Genomic DNA, 24,568 nt, shown 5'->3' on the forward strand with positions numbered 1-24,568 from the left:
TATTTTCTAAAAAGAGACCTCGTCACAGCCAGTTTTTGCCCACAAAAAAAACGATGACCTTTGGCAAAATAGCCAATAGTCATCGCTTGATATACGCTACTATGATTTAACACTACCTCTCGTGCACAATAACCCCTTTAGAAACACGCAGATTCGTATACTCCTCCATGATTTCTGGAACATCTTTCAACGAAAACCGGTGGCTAATCAATGACTCAATCTGAACGATCCCCTTCTCAATTAACGCAATCGATTCCTCATGGGTATAAGGATTAATAAAAGATCCCATGATGACCAGCTCTTTCGTGAAAATTTCGAATGGGGAGACTTGAATACATGTGTCAGGGGAAGCAACACCAAACATTAATACTTGTCCACCCTTACGTGATGCCTTAACCGCCAGCTCCATGGAATCCGCCCGGCCTACACATTCAATCACAATATCAAATTGATGATGAAGAGCTTCCATCACACCTGCTGCTGCAGGAGAAACCGCTTCATCCGCACCTAATTCGACTAATCGGTCATGTTTGAACATTTCCGGCTCACTGACAATGATCCCTTTAACACCCGCAGCTTTTACGAGCTGCAAGAACAATTGACCAATAAAACCACCACCGATAATCAGGACTTGGTGAGCTCTACGAATGTCGAGCTTCTTATAGCCATGAAGAACACAACCTAGAGGTTCAATCATCGCCCCTTCGATCCAGCTCATTTCATCAGGTAACAAGTAACAGTTCGCGGCAGGAACTACGCAATATTCGCCCATGCCTCCATCACGAGTTACTCCAACAGCCTGCAAGTTATCGCACAGATGCACTTTTCCATTCCGGCAAAAATAACAGTTCCCACAATAGATGTTAGGATCCACGGATACACGGTCCCCAACCTGAAGAGCCGTAACCTCGTCACCCACAGCAACCACTTCCCCTGCGAGCTCATGCCCTAACACAACCGGAGCGTTCACCTCCGCAGACCCAGGATATCCATGATAAATATGCTGATCTGTACCACAGATCCCGCAGCATTTCACACGAAGTTTAACTTCTTTGAGGCCTACAGCTGGAGCTTCCCATTCCATAAAATCAATGCGCTTATTTCCCTGAAATACGGCCGCCTTCATATTAGTACATCTCCTTCAGTTCTAAGCTTCTGTATAGATGCATCATTCATCGCCGTCACACGTAGGGTTTCCCAAGGAAGTTCCCCTGCAGCAGCATGATGTACATGAACCGTCTTCTCCTCACCTGGGATCAGATCAAAGAAATTATCATCCATGATCACCCAAGGAGCATCCAGTTCAATCATCACCATCCGGGCAACACGATCCGAGATCAAACGGATATGTCCTTTTACTTCATCCACAGAGATCTGAATATGTGCTTCTTGATAATCCATATCTTTATAATCTCTTAAATAGAGAACATACTCTTCTGTCATCTGTTTCTTCGAACGAAGCACGGCCACAACCTCGCGCGGACTATACTGTTGCAGCACCTCAGCCTCAGGTAAATTGGCAAAATTTATTTTACCGTTTGCTTCAACGGTCACATCGAATGCACGCTGATATACAATCGTACCATCCATCTGATAGATTGTTAATTCCGCCTCATCCTCATAAATCTCACGCCGATCATTAACAGCCCATAACTGCAGCTGCCCATTCGGATCATGATCTACACATAAGAGTACCGGTGCAAAGAATTTACGCGCATAGTGATAGCTTGCTTTTGGCAAGCCATAGTAATCGATGACAGACCAGCTTGTTCCCGGCCAGCAATCATTAAACTGCCAGAACAAAGCCCCGCTCGTATCCGGCTTATTACGGCGATAATGCTCAATACCATATCTTAACCCTTCTGCCTGGGTAAGCATCGAGAATTGAATATATTCATAGATATCCTTCGGAATTCCAGTAAAACCTTCCATGAGCATAATGCCCTTTGGATAATGGACATCTTTATTACGGTATTTCATTTCATCGCTATCCCAGTAGAACTGATTGTCCGGCATGTTCTTCGCTAAAGTATAACGATTGGAAGCGGCATGCAGTCCGAATTCACTGGCGAATTTCGTGAAATCTGACTTGAATCGTTTGAACGATATCCCTTCAACACTATAATCCTGTGTCTGTGGTTCACCAAATTGACGAGGCTCATTATTCCCATGCCAAACTTGCCAGTTATGTGTATCGCCCACATCACGCGAATTATGATCATTTCCGCCAAAAGGGGAACTAGGCCAAAACGTTCGCGTTGGATCGAGCTGCTCCAACACCGCAGGTATGAGCTCATGATATATTTTCTCTCCATAAAAAGGATGTGTAATCTCGCCGCTAGAGGAGAGTGCCTCATACAACCAATCATTCTCGTTATTCCCGCACCATAAGGCAAGACTCGTACGACTGCGAAGACGTGTTACGACCTGCTCAATTTCTCGGTGAACATTATTCATGAAATTACGATTATAATCTGGATACAACGCACAAGCGAACATGAAGTCCTGCCAGATTAAGATTCCTAACCGGTCACATTCATCAAAGAAAATATCCCGCTCATAAATGCCTCCGCCCCAAGCGCGAATCATATTCATATTGGCAGCCTTGGCCATTTGAAGGAGATGCGTATATCGGCTATCCGGTACGGTCGCAATAAAGCTATCAATAGGGATCCAATTTGCACCTTTGGCAAAAACCTTTACACCGTTCAATACAAACGTAAAAGCATGGCGCCCCTCTTCATCAAGCTGCATTAACTCGATCTTACGAATCCCAAATCGCTGCTCATAAGTATCGATTGGCTCCCCATCTGCAAATAACGTAACACGTAATTGATATAAGAAAGGCGTTCCTAGATCATGCGTCCACCATAGCTTCGGATCTATCACCCGCAAAGTAACTGAATGATGAAGCGTGCGTGCTGTAATCGCCCCGTCAACCGTAATCCCTGAAGCTCTGTCTAAAGAGACATACGCTTCCGCAACGCGCTCTGTACCTTCTAAGAGTTCCACACACGCCGTATATGAACACTCGCGATCAAAGGCATGTGCGCATAAATCCACATCAACGATACCTACTTGATCCTGGATCGAAGTTGTTCGAGCAAACACATGATCTAAATGTGCATGACGGCGTTTAATTAAATGCACCTCTTTCCAAATCCCTGCACAGACCAGACGTGGGCCCCAGTCCCAGCCAAAATGACTCTGCGCTTTACGTGTCCAGATCCGCTTCTTGCTAAAGCCTGACCAATAATATTGGACCTTATCGCCTGCGTGCACATGAATAGGATCAAATTTCACGGCAAGCGTATTCTTCCCATGATTTAATTCACGGGTTACATCAAAAGAATGGCTGATGAACATATTATCCGTTGATCCAAGCTCCACACCGTTAAGATATACGGTCGCATAGGTATCCAACCCTTCGAACAATAGCTCCATCTTCTCACCAGGTTGAGGATCAGAATCGTATGAAAAGACCGTTCGATACCACCATACCTTTTCTTCAACCCAACGGCATTTCTGATCTTGGTGGCCAAAGAAAGGATCCTCAATGATGCCTTTCTCCCGAAGCGTCGTATGGATATCACCGGGCACTGTGGTGCTCATCCAGAAATAATCAATGAACTCTGGGGATGCAACTTCAAGATCCCGGACTTCCCCGACATTAAAATCACGAAGTTTCCAGTTTTCAGTTAATTTGATATTCATTATCTTCGTCATCTCTCCCAAATTAAAACGCCAAAACCACTACGGTTTTGACGTTTTATTGTTATACGTATACCAAGCTGTCTAGAATTTCTTGTACACTAAGTTCTGCGCAAGCCATTGATGTATCCGCAACTCCGTAATACATTTTGACGACATCGCCTTCCACAAGTGCACCGCAAGAGAATACAACATCTCCGAAGAATCCATTCTTCTCATAATCCGCTTCCGGCTCCATAATCGGAGCATTGGAACGCGCAATCACTTTCGAGGGATCATTTAGATCTAACAAGACTGCCCCCATGCAATAGCGATGTTCCAGTGTTGCCCCGTGATACAACTCCAGCCAACCTATATCGGTCTTGAATGGAACCGCACCGCCGCCAATCCGGCCACTATCCCACATCCCGTCACGCAAACCGATCAGATGCTTATGATTTCCCCAATATAATAAATTGTCCGATTCTGCAATCCATATTTCAGGATTTCCCGTGCTTTTCGTCGTTGGACGGTGCAATGCATAATATTTGCCGTTAATTTTCTCTGGGAAAATCAATACGTCTTTGTTATCCGGCCCAAAGATCATGCCGTGATGAGTTACATTCACGAAATCTTTAGTTGATACCAGCGATTCTCCAACGCCCACAGGGGAGACTGCCGAGAAATATATATAGTAGGTATCCCCAATTTGGGTTACGCGGGGATCTTCTACCCCGAAGGTTTCCAGTGAATTGGAAGGGTACACAAATGGCTTCTCATCCACCGTAAAATGATGTCCATCCTTACTTCGAGCAATTCGGATATAAGATAATGAAGTCAAGTACTGGAATGTAGCACTGGCGGATCTATTCTTGATCACACGCGGATCAGAAAAATCGAAACGCTCATCATCCGTATTCAGATCCAAAATATCTAATTCATTGGTCTCCGGATTATAAATCGGAGCTTTCACAATTTTAGGGTCCTTACTGATTGGACGTTCTGCTACTCGAAGAAACATTAATATTTCACCATTATAGCTAGCGATACCGGCATTAAATGCACCGATCACTTCAAAGTCCTCGTGATACGGCTTGACGTCCGCCGGTGTAATCAGCGGATTTTGTTCATAACGATAGATTTTCATGTTGTAATAACTCCCTTAACCAAATGGATTTCATGCTATAAAATTTCAAATTGAGCAAATGGATCAGGGATTGTCGCACGTTGTGCTTCAGCATCGCTGATTCCTGCATATATGTGAGCTGTGCCGTCTTGATGACGTACGAGCCCGCCGCTGAATACGACATCCTCTAAATCAGGACGTTTGGCAACGCCTGGCAAGAACTGATTGCGTACAGCGATTAATTGAATATCCGAATATTCACCTGTTTCCGGATCGATAGCGAACACCATGGGGTAGTAGTGACGATCACCCGCCTCATCAAAAGATGCGATATGCCCAAGGACACCGAGAAGCCCGTTCTTCAGCAAGTGTGCTTCATTCGCGCCGCCCCACTCTTCATCAACGAACTGCTCTTCCAACAACGGTGTTTCTTCGATCAACGGAATGGATAACGCCTCCAACGAGGCAATGCGGGTAAAACCGATTTTCCCGCGTCCTCCTTTATCTCCTTGAGGGCGAGTCAGCACTCCAATGCTATCTTTCAGGTCAACCAGCCGCAAATCTTTCATACCATCCGGACCAATAAAGAATAACTCTAAGCTAGCGATGTTCTTCCCGCGGTAGAATACTGTACGCCACATTAAGGCATCAGCTTTTACCGGATGCGGGTAAATTTGAACACCTCCAACAATTAATTCGCCATTGATTTTCGTGAAAAACGGATCTTGAAGTTCAAGAATAGGCGCTCCTTCACGAGGAGCCCACTGTCCATCACGCTCGACGAAAAAAACGACTTTGGAATGCTCGCTGTCACGGGCTTCAACCCGACCTGCTATCACCCATTCACCTTCATCTTGGAAAGGTGCTGTAATGTTATAGACATCTTTGTGATCTACACCGGTGAAATTTAATTTCTGCGTATCTGTTACGAACACGTCTTTCATCGCATATTCCATGAGCAATTGTTCACATGTTTTCACAGCTGTTTTGTGCAGCTTCATAATAATAACGTTCCTCTCTAATCAAATAATAGCGGCTCGCACATCCATATTGCGGCTTCATTCGGCAATAGAGTGACCAAGTCTGTGCCGCTCACTGTCTCTCGGCGGCTTGATAATATACAGGCTGCTTGCCCATCCAACAACATACTAGGATCAATCTGTACGCTTTGCTTGTCAAAATTCAAAGCTACGAGTGCTCTAGTATTGAGTGTTTTCAACGTTCTTACATATAAAATAAGATTGCCTCTGCGTTCCAGCACGTCATACTCTCCAAACTGAAACACGTCCTGTGTATTGCGCAAGCGGAGAAGCTTTTTATAATAATGAAGTAATGAATTCGGTTGACTTGATTCGGACTGCACGTTTAATTGCTCATAATTTGGGCCCATGTCAATCCATGGTTTCCCTGAAGTGAACCCGCCCTGGGGACCTGCGTTCCATTGCATCGGAGAACGGGATGCATCTCTTCCCTTCGCATTCGCAATTTCCAAGGCTTCTGCCCGGGTAGCCCCCCGCTGTAGTGCAATTTCATATGCGTTTAATCCTTGGATATCCCGCATATCCTCCAGCTTATGGGCTACGAAATTCCGCATCCCAATCTCTTCACCGAAATATAGGAAAGGTACCCCTTTTGCGGTCAAGGCCAGCGTTGCCATCAGACGAGCCCGTTCCTCCTCAATCTCCGCATCTCCTTCGCCAAAACGCGAAATCACGCGATCCATATCATGACTGCCGAAGAATAACGTTGGAATCTGATCCTCACGGTGTACCTGCTCCATCGTCTTAAGCTCAGCGAATAAATTTTCCGGACTAAATTCCTTCTGGCTTCCCAAATTGAAATTAAAGACTACATCCATCTTACCCGCTCCGCTGTAATGCCTCAGCATGTCCATGTCTTCAGATCCGACCTCACCTACCATGAACATCCCGCTATGCGCATGAACAAACTCACTAATTTCCTCGATGGCCTCTATAATTCCATTTTGATTCTGGTCATGCACATGCTTTTGTTCACCCGTTAATTCATCCATCGGATTATCCGGGAATTGATCGGACACCGACAAGAAGTTGATCACATCTAGCCGGAAACCGCAAACGCCTTTGCCTAGCCAATAAGCCATGACATCCTTCATCGCTTCTTTTACTTCCGGATTCGCCCAGTTCAAATCGACCTGTTCTTTCGCAAACCCATGATAGTAATACTGTTCCGTAGCAGCATCCCATTCCCACGCTGTTCCGCCAAAAAAAGACTCCCAGTTATTTGGAACCCCGCCGTTCACAGCGTCCTTCCAAATGTACCAATCCCGCTTCGGATTTTTTCTTGAGGATCGGGATTCCTTGAACCACGCATGCTCTGAAGACGTATGATTCAAGACAAGATCGGCAATCACTCTGATTCCGCGAGTCTTTGCTTCCTGAATAAAGCGTTCAAAGTCTTCCATCGTTCCATAATCCGGGTCAATCTGGTAATAATCCGCAATGTCATACCCATTATCTACTTTTGGAGACTTATAGAACGGTGTAAGCCAGATGCCCCCGATTCCAAGATCCCTCAAATAATCCAGCTTGGAAGTAAGACCGTCGAAATCACCAATCCCATCTCCGTTACTGTCACAGAAGCTTGGCATATACACTTCATAGAATACCGCCTTTTTCCACCACGGCTGTTCCAATCGCTATCCCCTCCTGTGCTAGCCTATTTCAAGTTAAATTGCATACCTTCCTGGAATTTCTTGCCGAAGATGATGAACAAGATAATGATTGGCAAGGTGAGCATCACTGCACCGGCATACATCGGACCCGGATACGATTGATACGGACCAAACATCTGAGATAATAAAACGTTCAATGTTAACATGCCGTCACTTCGGACGACGATCATATCCCATAGGAGCTCTGTCCAACGTTCCATTAGCAGGAATAGGAATACAACGGTCGTAATGGACTTCGACATCGGCATCATAATCTTATACAGGATTTTGAAATCGGATGCCCCATCCAGCTTGGCGGCTTCAATGAAAGCGTCGGGTACCGCCTTAAAGAAGTTGGTGTACATGAAGATCCCCCATAAACTCATCGCCTTGGGAATAATGAGCGCCCAATACGTATCGAACAGTCCTACTTTTTGAATAATCAAAAAGTTAGGGATGATCAGAATGATTGCCGGGAAGAACATATGAAACAACACAAAATTGTTAATAGAGTCTCTCCCGCGAAATTTCAGCTTCGAGAGCGCATAAGCGACCATAATCGCGAACATCATCATTAAGGCTGTAGATATCAGGGAAACGAACACACTGTTAAAGAAGGCGTGAATCCATGGTCTTGTAATCCCGGTCTCACCACCTGTAAAGAGCCATTGATACGAGCGCAGCGTAAATTTCGTCGGTATCAGCTTCCGGTCTACCTGTGACCAATCTGCAAGTGAGTTCAATACCATATATAAATAGGGGAATACCATAATCACGAGCAGTACGATCGCAATCAAATAGCGGATCGACAGCCGGAGCTTGATGTTTGAATTAGACCCAACCATTGCGCTTACCCCACATTTCCAGAATTTTTCGGATTACGAATATAGATATAAATGTCGCAACCGCAGCCATAATCGCGATAGCTGATGCGTAACCTGCCTGCAGGTTCTTAAATGCTTGACTGTATATTTCCATTTGCCATGTATTTGTTGCATAGTTTGGTCCGCCGCCTGTTAATTGGTAGACCTCAGTAAAGATACCGAATGTTGCACCAAAGGATAAAATTAAGGTTGTATAAATCGCAGGGTACAGCAAAGGCAACGTAATTTTCCAGAACCTTTGGCTGTCCTTCACGCCATCAATTGCCGCTGCTTCATATACTTCCTGATCAATACTTTCTAAACCTGAAGTAAGAATTAACGCATAGTAACCTGTAAATTTCCAAGCCATAATCATCGCAACGACGAACAATGCCGAAAAAGATCCGCCGAGCCAGTCAATATCAAGACCTAACCGTTCCCTTAGAAACGTCTGAACAGGACTTGTATGTGACAAAAAACCTTTAACAATAAGGGATGCAACAACCCCTGATGAAAGATATGGCAAAAAGAATCCAATAAGAAATACGGTTTTTAATTTAGGTAAGCCCTTTACAATTACCGCTACAAAAAGCGACATTGCTGTGACAATCGGTACAAATACGATCATAAATTTGTACGTTACCCAAAATGCCGATTTTACCCCTGGTGTGCCTAATGCTTTGGTAAAGTTCTTGAATCCTACAAAATCATAAGTTGGTGAAATCAAGTCCCAGTTAGTAAAAGACAAATATAGAGACCAAATAAGCGGGCCCAAGAAAAACACAGTCGAAAAAATAAGGTAAGGGCTGGCAAAAAGCCAGCCTAACCGATTATTATTTTTTTCAATCATTATTGAAGTTCCCCTTCAATCGCCTTCTTCATATTGTCCCAACCCGTTTTTGGATCAATCTCACCACGAACGATTTTATTAAAGGCCTCTTGACCAATAAAGGTTTGCAATTCGTTGAATTTTGGATTGTCCATGGATGGAACAGCATTCGGGATTGCTTTTGCATACTCTTGCAATACAGGCGTTTTTTCAAATACAGGTTTAAATGCTTCATTCGTACCTACATCATCACGTGCTGGAGGCAAGTTCGTTTCTTGGAAAAAGGCAACATCGTTTTGAACATCCGAGTATACCCACTTGATGAATTCTATTGCAGCAGCCTGTTGCTCTGGGCTTGCCGATGCATAGATAACAATTCCTTTAGCATCCGCAAAAGTTTTCGCATTTGCTGGATCCATACCGTCCGGAACAGGAGGCAATGTGACTTCAAAGTTCTTTTTGTACTCAAGTTCCGGATATTTCTCAGCCCACATGTTAAATGTCCAAGGACCGATATCCGTAAATACACCCACGCCATTTTCGAAAGGTTCCGTTACGTTCTGAGTCAAGAGCCCTTTCTCCTTACGAAGATTGTCCACGTAAGAAAGTACGTCTATACCAGCTTTTTCATCGCCAACAAATTGGCTACCCTCAATGAATTTGTTACCATCAGATGCTGCATTGTACAGCATAAAGAAGTCGAACCATCTTTTCCATGATGTAGGATCTGCTAAGTCTGGTTTCGCCCAAAGATATTTATCCGGGTATTTTGCTTTTAATTTTTTCGTTGCCTCAATCACTTCACTGTATGTTCTCGGAATTTCGTTCACACCAGCTTCTTTCAAGATATCCGTTCTCCATCCGAACATCATCGCATTCGAGTAGATTGGAAGAACATATTGATGACCATCCGCAAATTCCCAAGGCTCAATCGTTTTGGACATATTACGTTTTGTCACAATATCATCGAAGCCTGCTATTGTATCCAAAGGAACTAACGCTTTACTGTTCGCAAGTTGTGCTGCAAAACCACGGCTAATATTCTCAGTCATCGTTGGAGCACTTCCACCCGCGATTGCAGCTTGGATACTCGCCTCAGAAGTAGGGGACTCCTTGATCGCACTTACATTGATTTTCACTTTAGGATTAACAGTCTCATACTCTTTGGCGATTTTTTGCCAATATGCTTGTTGAGTCGGGTTAGGTGCAGCCCAGAACTCAATAGTTGTTACTCCATCTGCTGAAGTGCCTGAATTACTACTCTTCGATCCACAACCGGCAAGAATCGTGAATACAAGCGTAAGTGACATTAATACTGCAAGCTTTTTCTTCATAAAATAAAACCTCCCTAAAGTATAGATGCACTTTCGTACAGCATTTAGTAATCTATAAATCAATTTTTGTAACGTTACAAAATCACTTAAAACGATGTTTTGTAAGCGTTACATTTGCTATTATTATAGTTTTAAGCGAAATTGTCAACCTATTCTTCGATTATTTATACAATCGACACAATTACACATACTATGCATTAACTTTACAATAATATTTTGTAATGTTATAATAATTTAGAATTGTAATGTAGTTTTGCGGCATAATCTTTAGTATTATGAGAGACAGTATGGAAGAATATTCATTACACTTCTTATTAGAAAGGACGTATCTTCGCATGAAGGTGAAGGTAACTATGCAAGATATCGCCGATCGATTAAATATATCTAAGAACTCTGTTTCTCAGGCTCTGTCTGGTAAAGACGGTGTCAGCGAAGAAACAAGGCAATTAATTATCGATACAGCGAATGAGATGGGTTACATCTATTCGCGAGGGCGTAAAAGCACTGAAGAAGAAGTAGGAACCTTTGCCATCTTGGCATCGGAATTTGCATTTTCCAAACGCAACTTTTTTGGAGAAATTTATTTAAGCATTGAGAAGGAAGCAGCGAAGCGAAACAAGCGTATGGTTATTCAATCTATTGATAAGCATTCTTCTGAGAATTTAATCCTGCCTCCTATTTTATTGGATCAATCTGTTGAAGGGATCTTGATTCTGTCCCATATTACGAACCCTTATATTCAGGCAGTGACCAATACAGGTATTCCCACCGTGTTAATTGATCATCATCATCCTGATCTTATGGCCGACAGTATTCTCACTAATAATCGCTATGCCGCTTATACAGCGGTGCAGCATTTAATTGAATTGGGACATACTCATATTGGTTTTATCGGCAATATACAGTTCTCTCCCAGCTATTACGAGCGCCTGGAGGGTTATCGCCTGGCCTTATACCAGGCTGGAATTGAATACAACCCGATGTGGGTAATTGATCGTGTAACAGAAGAAATGGATGATGTATTCAACGCTGTACAAGCGCTCGATAAGCAGCCTACAGCATGGTTCTGTGTCAATGACGGATTTGGATTCTTGATCAATTCCGTTGTGTACAAGCTTGGGTATCGTATTCCCCAAGATGTATCCATTGTCAGCTTCGATAATGGACAATTGTCACGAATAACCACACCGTTGACTACAACGATGAATGTAGATTTGTCTTACTTTGGACGTAAAGCTGTTGAACAGCTCTTCTGGCGTATTGACCATCCTGACGAGCCTTTTGTTGAAATTCTCCTTCCGTCTAATCTGATCGTTCGGGAATCCACACAACATCCAAATGGATAGAGATAATACATCAATCTAGTAAAAACGTATAATATAAATAACCTCACCCAATCCAATTCGAATGGGTAAGGTTTTTCAGATGCTTTGGAAGCGTGAGTAATAGAATATCTTAAACAAGCAGAGAGTACAGCCATTACACAATAAAGCAGGACCCCTTCCTCAATTTTTTGGAGGAAGGGGTCCTGCTAATAGTTTATGAAGGAATCATTAATCGCTAAAAGCAAAACAATCAGAAAATCCGGAGACAACAGCAGCTGGAAATTTGCTTACCTTCGGCTAATCTTTATAGCTGGAGATCAGCAATCCCAAACAGTTCACTTAAAGTCACGAATCGATAACCCTCGGCATCAAGCTCTTCCACCAATACCCGGACAGCTTCAATGGTTTGAGCTCGTTCGCCATACCCGTCATGAAACAAGAAAATGCTTCCGTTTTCGATGGTTGGTCTCGTATGGTTCAGAATAAAATCGACACCGGGCTGTTCCCAATCCTTGGCCTCACCGTTTACAGCGCCAATTGAATGGTATCCAAATTCTGCAGCAAGCATAAGAATATCATCGTTAACACCAAAAAAAGGTGGTCTAAAGTTCAATACATGCTTTCCCGTCACTTTACGAATCGTATCATCTGCCCGCTGTAATTCAGCTCTTGCTTCATCTATAGTCAGTGTTGTCAAATCAGGATGGGAGTAAGTATGATTGCCAATCTCATGTCCGGCCATATGAACCTGTGCTGCGATAGCCTCGTACATATTGAGCTCTTCACCGATCATAAAAAAAGTCGCTTTACCATTATGTTTATGGAAGATATCCAACAACTCTTTCGTATATAATGGATGCGGCCCATCGTCGAACGTAAAAGCGACTACCTTTTCCTGAGTTGGGACCTTATGAACTAATGATAATTTAGCCATTATATTACTCCTTCCGATTCACATCCTATAAATGCTCATGTACATCCATTATTGCTGCGGTATAATGCCATGTCAACGCCGCATCTAAGCGCACAATCCTTAATTGAGTGTTAACACGACCACGGACATCGGCGGCAGCGTTGCCAGTAAACCGTCGTCACTTACACTCGTAACGCCGTTAAATGACTGTGGCTTCACCCTCTCCGGTTGCCCAAATGTGTTGTGAGCATTCATATCTGTATGCGTCAGTACCCGGCCGCTAACATTCAACATTCCTCCCAACCCACGTAACCCTAGAGATATATCTACTTGGTGATGGGGGTCGATGTTACAAAGGCTGATGTCGATCGTTCCATTAGGTCGCTTCGAAGCCGATGCACTGACTTGCGGAAGAGATTCATCGCCCACACGGTATTCGCCAATCTCCAAGTGAATCGCGAGCGCCTCTGCATCCTGGTGCACCTTGAACATTTCGAACACGTGATAGGTCGGCGTCAGCAACATTTTATCACCTTCCGTTAGAATCATCGCCTGTAGTACGTTGACTGTCTGGGCAATGTTCGCCATGTGGACACGGTCGCAATGACGGTGGAAGACGTGGAAATGCAGTCCCGCAACAAGCGCATCACGCAGCGTATTCTGCTGGTACAAGAAGCCAGGATTTGTACCCGGTTCTACTTGGAACCAGGTACCCCACTCGTCGACAATTAAGCCCACACGTTTCTTCGGATCGTGTTGATCCATGATCGCCGTGTGTCGGGTAATGAGCTCGTCCATGTGGAGCGCGAGCTGCATGGTCTCGAACCATTCCGCTTCATCAAAGCCAGTCGCCGGCCGCTTGACCTCAAATCCTCCAGGCACCGTGTAGTTGTGCAGACTGAGACCATCCATAAGTCCACCGGCTTCACGTATTAACGTCTCCGTCCAGTGGTAATCATCAACGTTAGCACCGCCAGCGATCTTATAGACTTGATTATGTCCGTAATTACGGACATACGTTTGGAAACGGCGGTATTCGTCGGCGTAGTACTCCGCCCGCATGTTGCCTCCACAACCCCAATTCTCATTTCCGACGCCAAAATATTTGAGCTTCCAAGGCTTCTCCCGGCCATTAGCCTTCCGCCATTTGGCCATAGGTGATTCGCCGTCAAAGGTCATATACTCCACCCACTCCTGCATCTCCTGAACGGTGCCACTGCCAACATTTCCGCAGATATAAGGCTCCGTGTCCAGCAGTTCACAAAGGTCGAAGAATTCATGGGTACCGAAGTGATTGTTCTCCACAACACCTCCCCAGTTCGTATTAACCATATGCTTGCGCGCCTCACGTGGACCAACGCCATCCTTCCAGTGATACTCATCAGCATAGCACCCGCCCGGCCATCTGAGCACCGGTATGCTAAGACCTCGCAGCGCCTCTAGAACATCATTCCGAATACCACGGGTATTAGGAATCGGCGAATCCTCGCCTACCCAGATCCCTTCGTAGATACAACGTCCAAGATGCTCGGCGAAATGCCCATAAATATGACGACTGATCGTACCGCACGACTGATCAGTGTTGACAGTAATAGTAGCATTCATTAAAAGATCCCCCTTCTATTTTTTTAACCCTTATCCCTTGATTGCGCCTGCGATCATACTCTTCTGTACCTGTTTGTTGAGCAACAAGTAGATTACAATCGTTGGAATCGTAGCAATCATGAGCCCCGCTCCAATAATCCCCCACTGTGTGATATAGGTACCCACCATGGACATCATACCCACTGTTAAAGTCTGATAGAGTGAGTCATTGATAAACGTAGTCGCAAACATCAGCTCGTTCCAACAAGATAAGAATGTAAATATCGCAACCGTTGCAATAGCAGGACTTATAAGCGGCAACATAATGGAAAAGAACGTTCTGTAAATGCCGCATCCATCAATGACCGCTGATTCTTCCAATTCACGGGGAAGTCCCTTAAAGAAGCTACTGACGATGAACACGGCCAAAGGGATACCAAAAGCAACATAAGGAATAATCAAGGACCAATAAGTATTCAGCAAATGTAAGTTCTTCAGGACCATAAACAGCGGCAGCAGGGCCGCATGAATCGGCACCATCATCCCTAGGAGGATCAGGGTCATCGTTAATTCACTGAATTTCCAGTTCATCCTCGCGACGGCATAACCAGTCATAGAAGCAAGAATCAGTACCAGAATAATGGATACAGACGTTACCAACACGCTGTTAAAAAAATAAGTTAATACATTACCGTCTGATAAGGCTTTAACATAGTTGCTCCAGAGAAATTCCTTAGGAAGGCCTACGACATCACCACTGAATATTTCACTATTATCTTTAAGCGAGAAAAATGCCAGCCAGATAAGGGGGTAAATTTGTACGATTGCCACAAGGATTAGAAACACTTGCAGTAGTATTTTCCCAAAATAATTCGACCTTTTTCGCAACACCACTTTTGCAGTACTCACTTTTCTCACCTCTATTCAGTCTTAAAAAATTTATTAATAACTACTGTAAACACTAAACATTCCAGAATTATGAAAACAGATACCGCACTACCATATCCATATCTGTAAGTGTCAAAAATAGTTGTATACATCAACGTGCTCGGTACTTCAGTGGAGAATAAAGGACCTCCGCCCGTCAATACATAAATTAGATCGAATACCTTAAAGGCACCAATGACTGAAAAGACAAGACATACTTTCAGAATAGGCCTCATTAGTGGAATGGTAATGGAGAATGCAGTTCTTATACGGGAAGCTCCGTCAATTTTCGCTGCTTCGAGAATATCTTGTGAAACGGACTTTGCCCCAGCATACATCAGTAACATATGATAGCCGACATACTGCCAAAGCGTTGGAATAAAGGACGCCACAAGAGCGGTATCTTTTTTACCAAGCCAATCTTGTGCCAGATTTGAAAGACCCACGCTTTCCAGTAACCAATTCAAAAGTCCGTAATCCGCATTATAAATTTTGGACCACAGTTGCGCGATTACAACGGTTGAGATAAGCACTGGAATGAAGTATATTGCACGATAGAATCCTTCACCCTTGACCGAAGAGGCCAATATAAGAGCAAGTAAAAGCGATATAGGCAACTGAATGAAAATTGATGCTGCCGCGAACAGCATAGAATTTTTTATGGAATTTAATGCTCGTGAGTCTGTGAACATTTCCACATAATTGTCTAGTCCGATAAACGTACCTTTACCGATGCCATTCCAATCTAATAAACTATAGTAACTGGAGATAAAGATCGGAACTAATACAATGGAACAAAATATGAGGAGGGTAGGCAGGACAAATATAGCAATGGCCCTCTTGTTCGAAAATACAGAGTTCATCAGGGTTCTCCTCTCAAAAATGTGGCCAGAGACAGTCTCTGACCACATCTCGCTTCATTTTTTTCACAGATCAGAGGCTTAATTCCGTTGGTTTAAGCTGTGCCATCTGTTTACAGAATTCATCAGGAGTGATGTCTCCTGCCAAGAGTTGCGCGATTAAGTTCTTGTGAGCTTCCGCAGAATCAGCCGGGAGAATATTGTCCCACCATGCAATAAAAGAAGTTGCTGTTTTCATAATATCTGCTGCTGATTTATCAAGTGTGGACAGACCAGAAGTATCAAGAGCGTCAATGTTCCAGCTAGGAAGCCCTGCTCCGGCAAGGAAGCCCTGTGTACCGAGCTGCTCGCTTAGATACATAAGAAACTCAACGGCTTCTTTGGGTTGCTTTGTGGTATTGCTGACATAAAAGCCATCCACCGCTCCTCCGAAAATTTCAGTACTCTTTCCCTTACCGTCTTCAAATACCGGGAAAGGAATCACCTTGACCTTGCCTTTGACGGCCGAGGATGGATCTTCGATACCTGCATTTACCCAGTTGGCTTGAAACATCATAGCCCCTTGTCCTGCATTAAACGCTCCAAGCATTTCATCATAGCTCATGCTGAACATACTGCTATTGAAGAAGCCTGTTTTTCCAAGTTCCTGCATTTTAGTAGCTGCAGCAACGAAATCTGGTGAATTCCATTTGGAAGGATCCTTAAATGCCTCAATAACCGCATCATTTCCTGCCTGGCGCATCGCAATCATATCGTACCAATACATACCGGGCCAGCGGTCCTTCTCTCCAATGAGAGCCGGGGTGATCCCCGCTGCCTTTAGTTTCTCTCCCGCCTCGAGCAGCTCTGAATAGGTTGTCGGAATTTTGGCTCCTGCTTTATCGAACAACTCCGTATTTACAAAAAGATTAGCGATATGGGTATAGACAGGCAGTGTATAGATTTTTCCATCAACCTCGATAGCTTCAGACATACCTGGAGCCATCTTCGATTTAATTTCGTCCGTTAAATAGCTGCTAATTTCAAGCACATTGCCGGATTCGATATAAGGCTGCATGAAGCTGCCTCCGCCCATTCCATAAAAAATGTCAGGTGCTTCACCTGCGGCAAGTGAAGTCTTAATTTTGGTTTTATACTGCTCGCCAGTCGTTCCTGATCGTACAACTTGAATTTCTGGATGCTCTTTGTTCCACTTCTCAACGATTTCCGGCAATAATTTTGCAGATGGATCAGTATTACCTACGGATTGGTCCCATAATGTCAACTTAACACTTCCACTTTTAGACTGAGTTCCTCCAGATGATTCGGATGAACATGCAGTTACACTACCTACGATTCCTATAGCCAACGTTATGCTCATCGTCTTTCTTAATAACGCTTTCATCAATAAACCCCCCAAATGAAATTTGTTCTTTCTAGTATTAGTTTAGGGAAGATACCATGATAACTCCATTCAAAATACCAACATGTACCTTTCATTATTCGAACATATCCTCTTAATCATTTACCGTTTCTGTACTGATTCATCGACATCCCCGTAAATCTCTTAAACAAGATGCTAAAATAGTGCGCATCCTTGATTCCAACCTGCTCACCAACCTCGTATCCTTTTAAATCCGTATTCTTCAGCAGGCTTTCCGCCTTTTTCATACGTATGTTCGTAAGATACTCCACAAAGGTCTGCCCTGTTTCTTTCTTCATAAGTCGTCCCAAATGACCTGGACTGACGAAGAAAGTCCCAGCTGTACTAGCTAATCCTAGTTTGGGATCATCCAAATTCTTCTCGAGATACTCTTTCACCTGACTGATGAGGTCCCCTTCTTTTGTTTGGTTCTTTGAATATATAATTCTTGATACGTGTAGGACATAACTCTCCAATAGGTTCATTAATTCCGGTAAATTGTCTGCTGTGAGAATAGAGACCCATGTTTCTTTATTGGACACTTCTTCATCCTCGACCTGTTGCTCTATCGCGGCACGTTGGCATTCATTGATCACATCCATCGCTGCTAGACGAAACTGAGCTATACTGGAGAAAGCAACATCAAAGATCTGCGTTAGACTTTGAATTGCCTGCTCGCCCGAACCGACGCTGATGTAGAACTGCAGCTGCTGAAGACGATCTGGATTCGACTGGTAATGTGCCTCCCTGTTTCCTACAATATCCTCGAAGCAAACAACCTGATTATTTCCAACAAAGACCTTGTATTGCACCGCACGACATGCTTCCTGATATCCAAGGTGCGCTTCTTCTATATGTATACGTTTGCGCCCGATCCCGATGTTAACATAGCATTTGTAGGATTCGCACAGATTGGTTATAAGTGATTCACAATCGCTGACAAGATTCGTAGCTTGGTTAAATGAAATGACTACAATTTGGTTTCGGGTATCTGTTAAAATAATCACTTGATTGTCGTTCTGGAAGAACGATTCCACTTTGTATCTGCATTCCATTCCCAAGAGAATCAACTGTTCCTCTGATTGCTTCACGGATGCTGAGGTAATTTCTAAAATGGCGATTTGAAAGGCCTCTTTGCTTAGGAACACCGGCAGTTTAAAATAGTCAGCTTTTTCATGAATCTCTTCTTTGGAAAGATCGCCCTTTAACCACTGATATAAATATTTTTCTCTGAGATATGGAAAATTCCGCTCTAAATCTTCTTTCAATCTCTCTAATTCCTTATCTCTCGTACGCTCCTCGTATATTTTATTTTTCAGCTTATCAATCACATTGAGCAGATCTGAAGAACGAATCGGTTTTAGAATGAAATCAGAAATTCCCATTTTGATGCTCTGATGTGCATATTCAAATTCGTCATGACCTGTAACGATAACAATTTTTATATCCGGATACTTTGCTAAAACTTCCCTGCTAAACTCAATTCCGTTGATAGAGGGCATATAAATATCCGTAAAAATAATGTCCGGTCTCTGTTCATCCACCATATCCAAAGCTTCGAGTGCATTGGAAGCTTCTCCTATAATAGTCAGGCCTTGCTTTTCCCAGTCAATACGCATCCTAAGCAGGTTCCTTATCAAATATTCATCATCAACAATCAAAACCTTTAATTTTTCCATTGCGTTTCTATCCCTTCGGTATAATTATCGTTATTGTCATCCCTTTTCCTAATTCGCTTTCGATTTTAATACAGTTTTTATTTCCATAAAAAATACGCAAGCGCTCCATAGTTCCCCATAATCCAAAGCTCTTTAATTGATCCTTTCTTTCAAGAATTTGCATAATCTCTTCTTCCAACATCCCAACACCATGATCAGATATGGATATTCTCACTTCATCTTTCATACTTCGCGCGCTGATTGTAATCGTTCCTCTCGTTCCTTTAGGCCGAATACCATGATAAAGCGCATTTTCAACCAATGGTTGTATAACCAGCTTGGGTATAGGATATTGAAGGCAGTCTTCATCCACGTCGAACTGAGCCTCAAAGACATCCTGATAACGTATATTTTGGATTTTCAAATAATTACGAACCATTTCAATCTCTTCACCGACCGTGATAACGTCTAAGCCCTTGCTGACACTCATACGATAATAGTTTCCCAATGCCTCAATCATTTCACATAGCTGATCGTTTAATCCAGACAACGCCAACGAAGTAATGGAGTCCAGCGTGTTATATAAAAAATGCGGTTTGATCTGGGATTGCAGTGTATTCAATTCAGCTTTACGAATCATCTTCTGCTCTTCGACGATTCGGGTCAGAAGCTGATCCATTTCCTCAATCATGTGATTATAACCGTTAAACAACTGTTCGAATTCATAAATATTACGTTCAACTTTTACTTTCATAAAATTACCCCTAGGAGCTTTGTTCATGGATCGGAGGAGCTTATGTATCGGATTAATAATACTGCGCGAAATGATGAAGGAACTAAAAAAGAAAATACTTCCGTTGATAATCAATAGGAGCAATGCCAAGAGTACAAGCGATTTATTCCGCGAATCAATCGTATTGTAGGGTGTAATACTTACAAATTTCCAATTAAATTCTCCACCTGAGAGATAAGAGATTCTATACTTCTGTGAACCAGAATTCAATGTAAGAGATCCTGAATTGCTTTTCTGAAATTGTTGTTCCAGGCTCTCTCTGTTTGTCATAAGGATCTCTTTATAAACTGCATTATGTTGATCTTGGGTGGAATCGGATACGATGATATGATTATTTTCATCTAAAATAGCAATTTCAAAGGAACTCTGATTCAGCAGATTGGAATACGCCTGTACAAAGGCGTCGTCTTTGATATTAATGACCAACACCCCTAGGGGAGAAGTGTTATCAATATCCCGAATTAATCGTATAAAAGATACGAAATTTTCATCGGCTCCCATTCTTGAAAAAGCTCCGCTTCCATTTAATCTTAGAATATATTTCCCTTTATTACTTACAACTTGCTCATACCATGAGGCATCCTTTATGTCCGCTTCCATAAAAGTTGGTAATTCCTGTGTTCCGACGGAAAAACGATGCCCCGTATTGTCGAAAATATTAACAGAATCAATTATAGGAACCGCTTGCATAAGATTATACAAATAGGCGCTAACTTTAGATTGTGTATCCAGATTGGAATACACCCCTCCCTGCCTTAACAAGTTTTGCAGATTACGATCGGAAAATATCATTTTAGAGTAATTGTTTACGTTTTCAATCATTAAATCAACGTTTGTCTGTATAGAAGTAATCGTTTGCAAAGAAGCCTCGTTAATTTTCTTTTGGGCTGAATTAGTAGATATTTGATTCAACACCCCATAACTGAAACCCACCGTAAGCAAAATGACCAAAAAATAAGCGAATGGTATTTTAAATGCTAATTTTTTTGAGTTAGTGTAAATTAGAGACTTTATACTTCTTATAATCCGTACCATCAACGTTTGATCCTCCATTTGTATACCGTAATCTATCATTACTATTCTCCTAGCACCGATAAGCAATAATATAACATATATTTATCCGGAGCTAGCACTAACTCATTTTGTCTAATCTTACACAGAGTAAGATCTAGCGGTTCGAATGGGAGGTCCTGCATTGCGGACAATATCCAGGCAATCGTTGTTCTGTAATTCTTCATGAACAAAGGAGAAATTTACGATATCATTTATTTGTCCTAGCATATTGCTTAGAAAGCTTCCGAATCGCCGCTTAAAATTAGTACACCCATCGTACAACAAAGAAGCCCCTTCCTCGGATTATCGAGAAAGGGGCACTGCTAATTGGAAATGACAGGCTCCATTGACCGCATTTCTAATATAACTTTTCTTGAAAATAACATAGAAGTAGAGTTGCAAAGAGACCACTTGGAACAGCAGGAGCATTGCGACAGCCTAGTTAGCTTTCCGTAAGAAGGAAAGCTTGCTTCGAAAGCTTCCATCGAATAGGTGAAATTTTGTGGATGCTTTGGAAGCGTGCCTGTTAGAAGCTCATACTACCAATAGCCTCGGATGCCGGTCTGCATGCGGATCAATGCTTCTAAATAATAATAATCTCCCCAAATCATATGACCATCAGGCACGCGTCCGCCTCTGACATGATAGGAGCCATGCTTTAGAAGTCCCTCCGCCTCTGGATTTTCAGATGTCGCATAATGTTCCACCAGAGATTTCATGCTGCGGAGTAATGCCTCTTCATAAATAGCGCGGTCCGGGTCATCTGCGTGCAGAATGTCCAGCAGTTCCAAGAGGCCGGAAGCCGCGATCGCAGAAGCTGAGCTGTCACGAGGGGTCCCCGCTTCCACAGGCACATCGAAATCCCAATAAGCCACACTATCCTCCGGAAGATGGCTTATAAAATAATGAGCCAGGCTTTTGGAAGTAATAAGAAAATCCTCATTTTGCGTATAGCGATACGCCAGCGCAAACCCGTATATTCCCCAGGCTTGACCACGAGTCCAGGTCGATCCATCCTCATACCCTTGATGAGTTCCTCCACGAATCGCACTCCCCGTAGCCGGATCAAAGTAAAAAGTATGATAAGAGGAATCATCCCCGCGCACAAGAAATTTCCGGCTCTTTAACGCATGCTGAAGGGCTATATCATAGTAGCGATTGTCCCCCGTTTCCTCCGCAGCCCAGAACAGCAGTGGCAAATTCATTAAACAGTCAATAATGATACGCCCCCCGTTCTCAGGATCACTCTCTAGACCCCAAGCCTGGAGGATTCCAGCTGTTTCACGCCAACGTTTACACAACGTATCTGCAGCCTGCAGACCGACAGCCCGCGCCGCTTCATTGCCTGTTATTTTCCACTCCGCTACTGCAGTTAGTGAATACAAAAAGCCAATATCATGATGATCTAAGGCGATGTGCTGATCCAAACGATGCTTGAAGTCCCCTAGCCATGAGGCTGCCGCCTCCTTAAAGAATGAATCTTTACCATATTCGTAGGCAAGCCACATCATGCCCACATAGAATCCCTCTATCCAATCATCATTGTCTCCCCATTCGTACTGTTGCCCCTCGGCGATATGGGGCAGTTTACCCGGATGGTTAGTAATGTTACTCCCAATTTTGTGAATCGCATCCTCGATGGCCTTAGTCCACATCTTTGTTGCTCCTTTCCAATAAATCAACAGTTTGCAAAAGTGCATCGTTACTAGGATCGTATACAGCAATCCTTCCGTCTGACTGCCACTGAATAAGCGGCGGCGAAGCCAGACTGGCCTGATTCTCCGGAATATTCGTTGCTCCAAAGACAGCAGATATCAGTACTTGATCTCCCGGCTCCAGTCTGGAGCATAAGCTCGGAAGAAACGTCCGCGGCTTCAGCAGATTCGTATTCGGCTCGGGTTCTACACATTCCCCCCGGTCAAATCCGCTTAGCATATGTATGGCACTGATTCCCCAGGGCAATTGCACCGAGACAGCAGTGTTCGATACATGAATGGTTTCCCGTTCACTACGGGTGAAGCCGGCAGACTGGCCAATGGAAAATCCACCCTCCGCTACGTCGAGACACCGGGCGCTGTGAATGCTGTGAATACGGACATGCCATAGACCTGCTGGAATAATCCATGTCTCCACATGTACATCGCTCCAGGGATGCCAGCGTGAATATACATAATTCTCTCCAATTTCCCACGTCTCGCAGAATCTGCGTACCCGGTAATATTCATCGCATTCACACAGCGCTAGTGTGGAGTCATAAGCACCTTGAACTAAGCCATAGCCCGCCTTCGGCACACTGAAACCGAACAGCGTGGAGTAAGCAAACTTGGAATATTTAGCCCCACTATGGGCCATATCAAAGTTAGCCATCTGACCAGAGGTATAGGCAATAACATGCTTATTCCCTTCCGGACGGCTCACCAGCATACGTGCCTCTTCGAGTGGCAATAGCTCTTTCAATACAGGCAGTGGTTCTTCTTCCGCTTGCCAAAAAGGATGATCATCTGGCAAGGCAAGAATAAGCATAGCTTTAAAGGCCCAATACGGTGATCCGGGGGCGTTGTAATTTTCTGTCATTACTAGGTTCGGATACGCATATCCGATACTTAGAAGTCCGTCTATTCCCACAATAGGTTTATCAAACCACCAACGAAAATGACGCATTATAATTCCTTTGAGAACGCCATATGAAAAAGGAAGTACATCGGCATATACCAGCGCACTCCAGAAAGAGACCTGTGCAAAACGATAGGTCAGACTACGTCCGAAAGGAATTGCACTTCCGTCCTCAGCAAACCAATAAATAAACTCTTTGGCAAATTGCGCGGATCTTTCCCGGTAGACTGCAGCCCTCTGAGGATCTTCATCCGCCATCAATTTAGCATAAATCAACGTGTAATAGTGCATAGCAAATGCAATATAATAGTCCCTCTGATCGGTCAGCCCATCGGAATACCAACCATCACTCAAGTAGTAGGTATCAATCTTGTCCAAATAATCATCCATTATCTCTTGATCGTAGGGCAACCCAAGCTTCTTAAAGCCCACATTCACAAGTACCGTGAACATTAGCCAGTTATTCGGGTTAGATCGATCGACATGGTTGATCTGATTCAACCAGTTATACACATTTCGTTTCTGTACGTCACTCAGTGGCTCCCACAGCTTATGCGGTGCAAGAGCAAGCCCCAGTCCTAGTACGGCTTGCTCTACCATTCGCTGATCTTTAGTCGAGAATTCACCCCAATATTCATCATGCTCTGGGTCTGTCCCGTTGATGATCCCTTCGAGGAACATCGGCCAAAGTACACTTTCACCGCCGCCGCTAGCATGGGGGACAAGCCCCCATAAAGGACGGGCAAAGGCTTCCATAAGCGCGGTAGCTTCATTGTAAATAGATCCTGTAGCCCCCATCTCAATTCCTGCACATCCAGCAGTAAATCGACTCTCTAGCGGAGCATATAGATCATTTAGGAACATCTGTAATTCCTTTTTAGTACCCTTCATTTCCACAGCTGGGTC

The 24,568-nt window shown here is 43.6% G+C and carries 18 protein-coding genes; 1 reads left to right on the forward strand and 17 read right to left on the reverse strand.

The features are described from left to right. Positions 1-112: 112 nt before the first annotated feature. From ACDZ28_RS30850 to ACDZ28_RS30885, 8 genes are all read right to left on the reverse strand, one after another. Positions 113-1,126 (reverse strand): zinc-dependent alcohol dehydrogenase family protein, encoded by a 1,014-nt coding sequence (locus tag ACDZ28_RS30850; protein WP_375103562.1) that lies wholly within the window; start codon positions 1,124-1,126, stop codon positions 113-115. Next, on the reverse strand, positions 1,123-3,708 hold the full coding sequence (locus ACDZ28_RS30855) for a glycoside hydrolase family 2 protein (RefSeq protein ID WP_375105441.1): 2,586 nt from the start codon (positions 3,706-3,708) through the stop codon (positions 1,123-1,125). Before ACDZ28_RS30855 ends, ACDZ28_RS30850 begins: the two co-directional genes overlap by 4 nt. Before the next feature lie 67 nt (positions 3,709-3,775). Further along, a complete protein-coding gene (locus ACDZ28_RS30860) occupies positions 3,776-4,837 on the reverse strand; it encodes a glycoside hydrolase family 130 protein (RefSeq protein ID WP_076117113.1) in 1,062 nt (353 codons plus the stop codon). Between the two features lie 35 nt (positions 4,838-4,872). Next, on the reverse strand, positions 4,873-5,817 hold the full coding sequence (locus tag ACDZ28_RS30865) for a DUF1861 family protein (protein WP_375103563.1): 945 nt from the start codon (positions 5,815-5,817) through the stop codon (positions 4,873-4,875). 17 nt (positions 5,818-5,834) lie between these two features. Continuing rightward, positions 5,835-7,490 carry an alpha-glucosidase gene (locus ACDZ28_RS30870; protein WP_375103564.1) on the reverse strand — a complete coding sequence of 552 codons (1,656 nt, stop codon included), beginning with the start codon at positions 7,488-7,490 and terminating at the stop codon, positions 5,835-5,837. A gap of 23 nt (positions 7,491-7,513) precedes the next feature. Then, the gene (locus ACDZ28_RS30875) at positions 7,514-8,353 is read right to left on the reverse strand and encodes a carbohydrate ABC transporter permease (protein ID WP_042130016.1); all 840 of its coding nucleotides are present in this window, start codon (positions 8,351-8,353) and stop codon (positions 7,514-7,516) included. After that, the gene (locus ACDZ28_RS30880; protein WP_170880227.1) at positions 8,340-9,218 is read right to left on the reverse strand and encodes a carbohydrate ABC transporter permease; all 879 of its coding nucleotides are present in this window, start codon (positions 9,216-9,218) and stop codon (positions 8,340-8,342) included. Before ACDZ28_RS30880 ends, ACDZ28_RS30875 begins: the two co-directional genes overlap by 14 nt. Positions 9,219-9,220: 2 nt before the next feature. Continuing rightward, positions 9,221-10,534 (reverse strand): ABC transporter substrate-binding protein, encoded by a 1,314-nt coding sequence (locus ACDZ28_RS30885; RefSeq protein ID WP_076117121.1) that lies wholly within the window; start codon positions 10,532-10,534, stop codon positions 9,221-9,223. A gap of 335 nt (positions 10,535-10,869) precedes the next feature. On the opposite strand from ACDZ28_RS30885, the gene ACDZ28_RS30890 reads away from it, so the two are divergent. Next, positions 10,870-11,880 (forward strand): LacI family DNA-binding transcriptional regulator, encoded by a 1,011-nt coding sequence (locus tag ACDZ28_RS30890; protein ID WP_375103565.1) that lies wholly within the window; start codon positions 10,870-10,872, stop codon positions 11,878-11,880. Positions 11,881-12,163: 283 nt separating this feature from the next. Here ACDZ28_RS30890 and ACDZ28_RS30895 read toward each other — a convergent pair whose 3' ends face one another. The 9 genes from ACDZ28_RS30895 to ACDZ28_RS30935 form a co-directional block, all read right to left on the reverse strand. After that, positions 12,164-12,793: a polysaccharide deacetylase family protein gene (locus ACDZ28_RS30895; protein WP_375103566.1), complete on the reverse strand. Its 630-nt coding sequence runs from the start codon at positions 12,791-12,793 to the stop codon at positions 12,164-12,166. Between the two features lie 99 nt (positions 12,794-12,892). Beyond that, positions 12,893-14,377: an alpha-N-arabinofuranosidase gene (locus tag ACDZ28_RS30900; RefSeq protein ID WP_375103567.1), complete on the reverse strand. Its 1,485-nt coding sequence runs from the start codon at positions 14,375-14,377 to the stop codon at positions 12,893-12,895. A 30-nt stretch (positions 14,378-14,407) separates the two neighbouring features. Then, the gene (locus ACDZ28_RS30905) at positions 14,408-15,265 is read right to left on the reverse strand and encodes a carbohydrate ABC transporter permease (RefSeq protein WP_341114379.1); all 858 of its coding nucleotides are present in this window, start codon (positions 15,263-15,265) and stop codon (positions 14,408-14,410) included. 11 nt (positions 15,266-15,276) lie between these two features. After that, complete coding sequence (locus ACDZ28_RS30910) at positions 15,277-16,146, reverse strand: carbohydrate ABC transporter permease (protein ID WP_042130024.1); 870 nt, start codon at positions 16,144-16,146, stop codon at positions 15,277-15,279. Between the two features lie 70 nt (positions 16,147-16,216). Beyond that, entirely contained in the window at positions 16,217-17,527 is a 1,311-nt protein-coding gene (locus ACDZ28_RS30915; RefSeq protein ID WP_375103568.1) for an extracellular solute-binding protein, read from the reverse strand. A 116-nt stretch (positions 17,528-17,643) separates the two neighbouring features. Beyond that, the gene (locus tag ACDZ28_RS30920) at positions 17,644-19,224 is read right to left on the reverse strand and encodes a response regulator (RefSeq protein WP_375103569.1); all 1,581 of its coding nucleotides are present in this window, start codon (positions 19,222-19,224) and stop codon (positions 17,644-17,646) included. A gap of 7 nt (positions 19,225-19,231) precedes the next feature. Next, positions 19,232-20,818: a sensor histidine kinase gene (locus ACDZ28_RS30925; protein WP_375103570.1), complete on the reverse strand. Its 1,587-nt coding sequence runs from the start codon at positions 20,816-20,818 to the stop codon at positions 19,232-19,234. 770 nt (positions 20,819-21,588) lie between these two features. Further along, a complete protein-coding gene (locus ACDZ28_RS30930) occupies positions 21,589-22,704 on the reverse strand; it encodes a glycoside hydrolase family 88 protein (protein WP_375103571.1) in 1,116 nt (371 codons plus the stop codon). Further along, the gene (locus tag ACDZ28_RS30935) at positions 22,694-24,553 is read right to left on the reverse strand and encodes a DUF2264 domain-containing protein (RefSeq protein ID WP_375105442.1); all 1,860 of its coding nucleotides are present in this window, start codon (positions 24,551-24,553) and stop codon (positions 22,694-22,696) included. The genes ACDZ28_RS30930 and ACDZ28_RS30935 overlap by 11 nt, the downstream gene beginning before the upstream one ends. Positions 24,554-24,568 lie beyond the last annotated feature (15 nt).

The organism is Paenibacillus sp. RS8 (assembly GCF_041956825.1).
In the GTDB taxonomy this organism is placed as follows: Bacteria; Bacillota; Bacilli; order Paenibacillales; family Paenibacillaceae; genus Paenibacillus_AQ.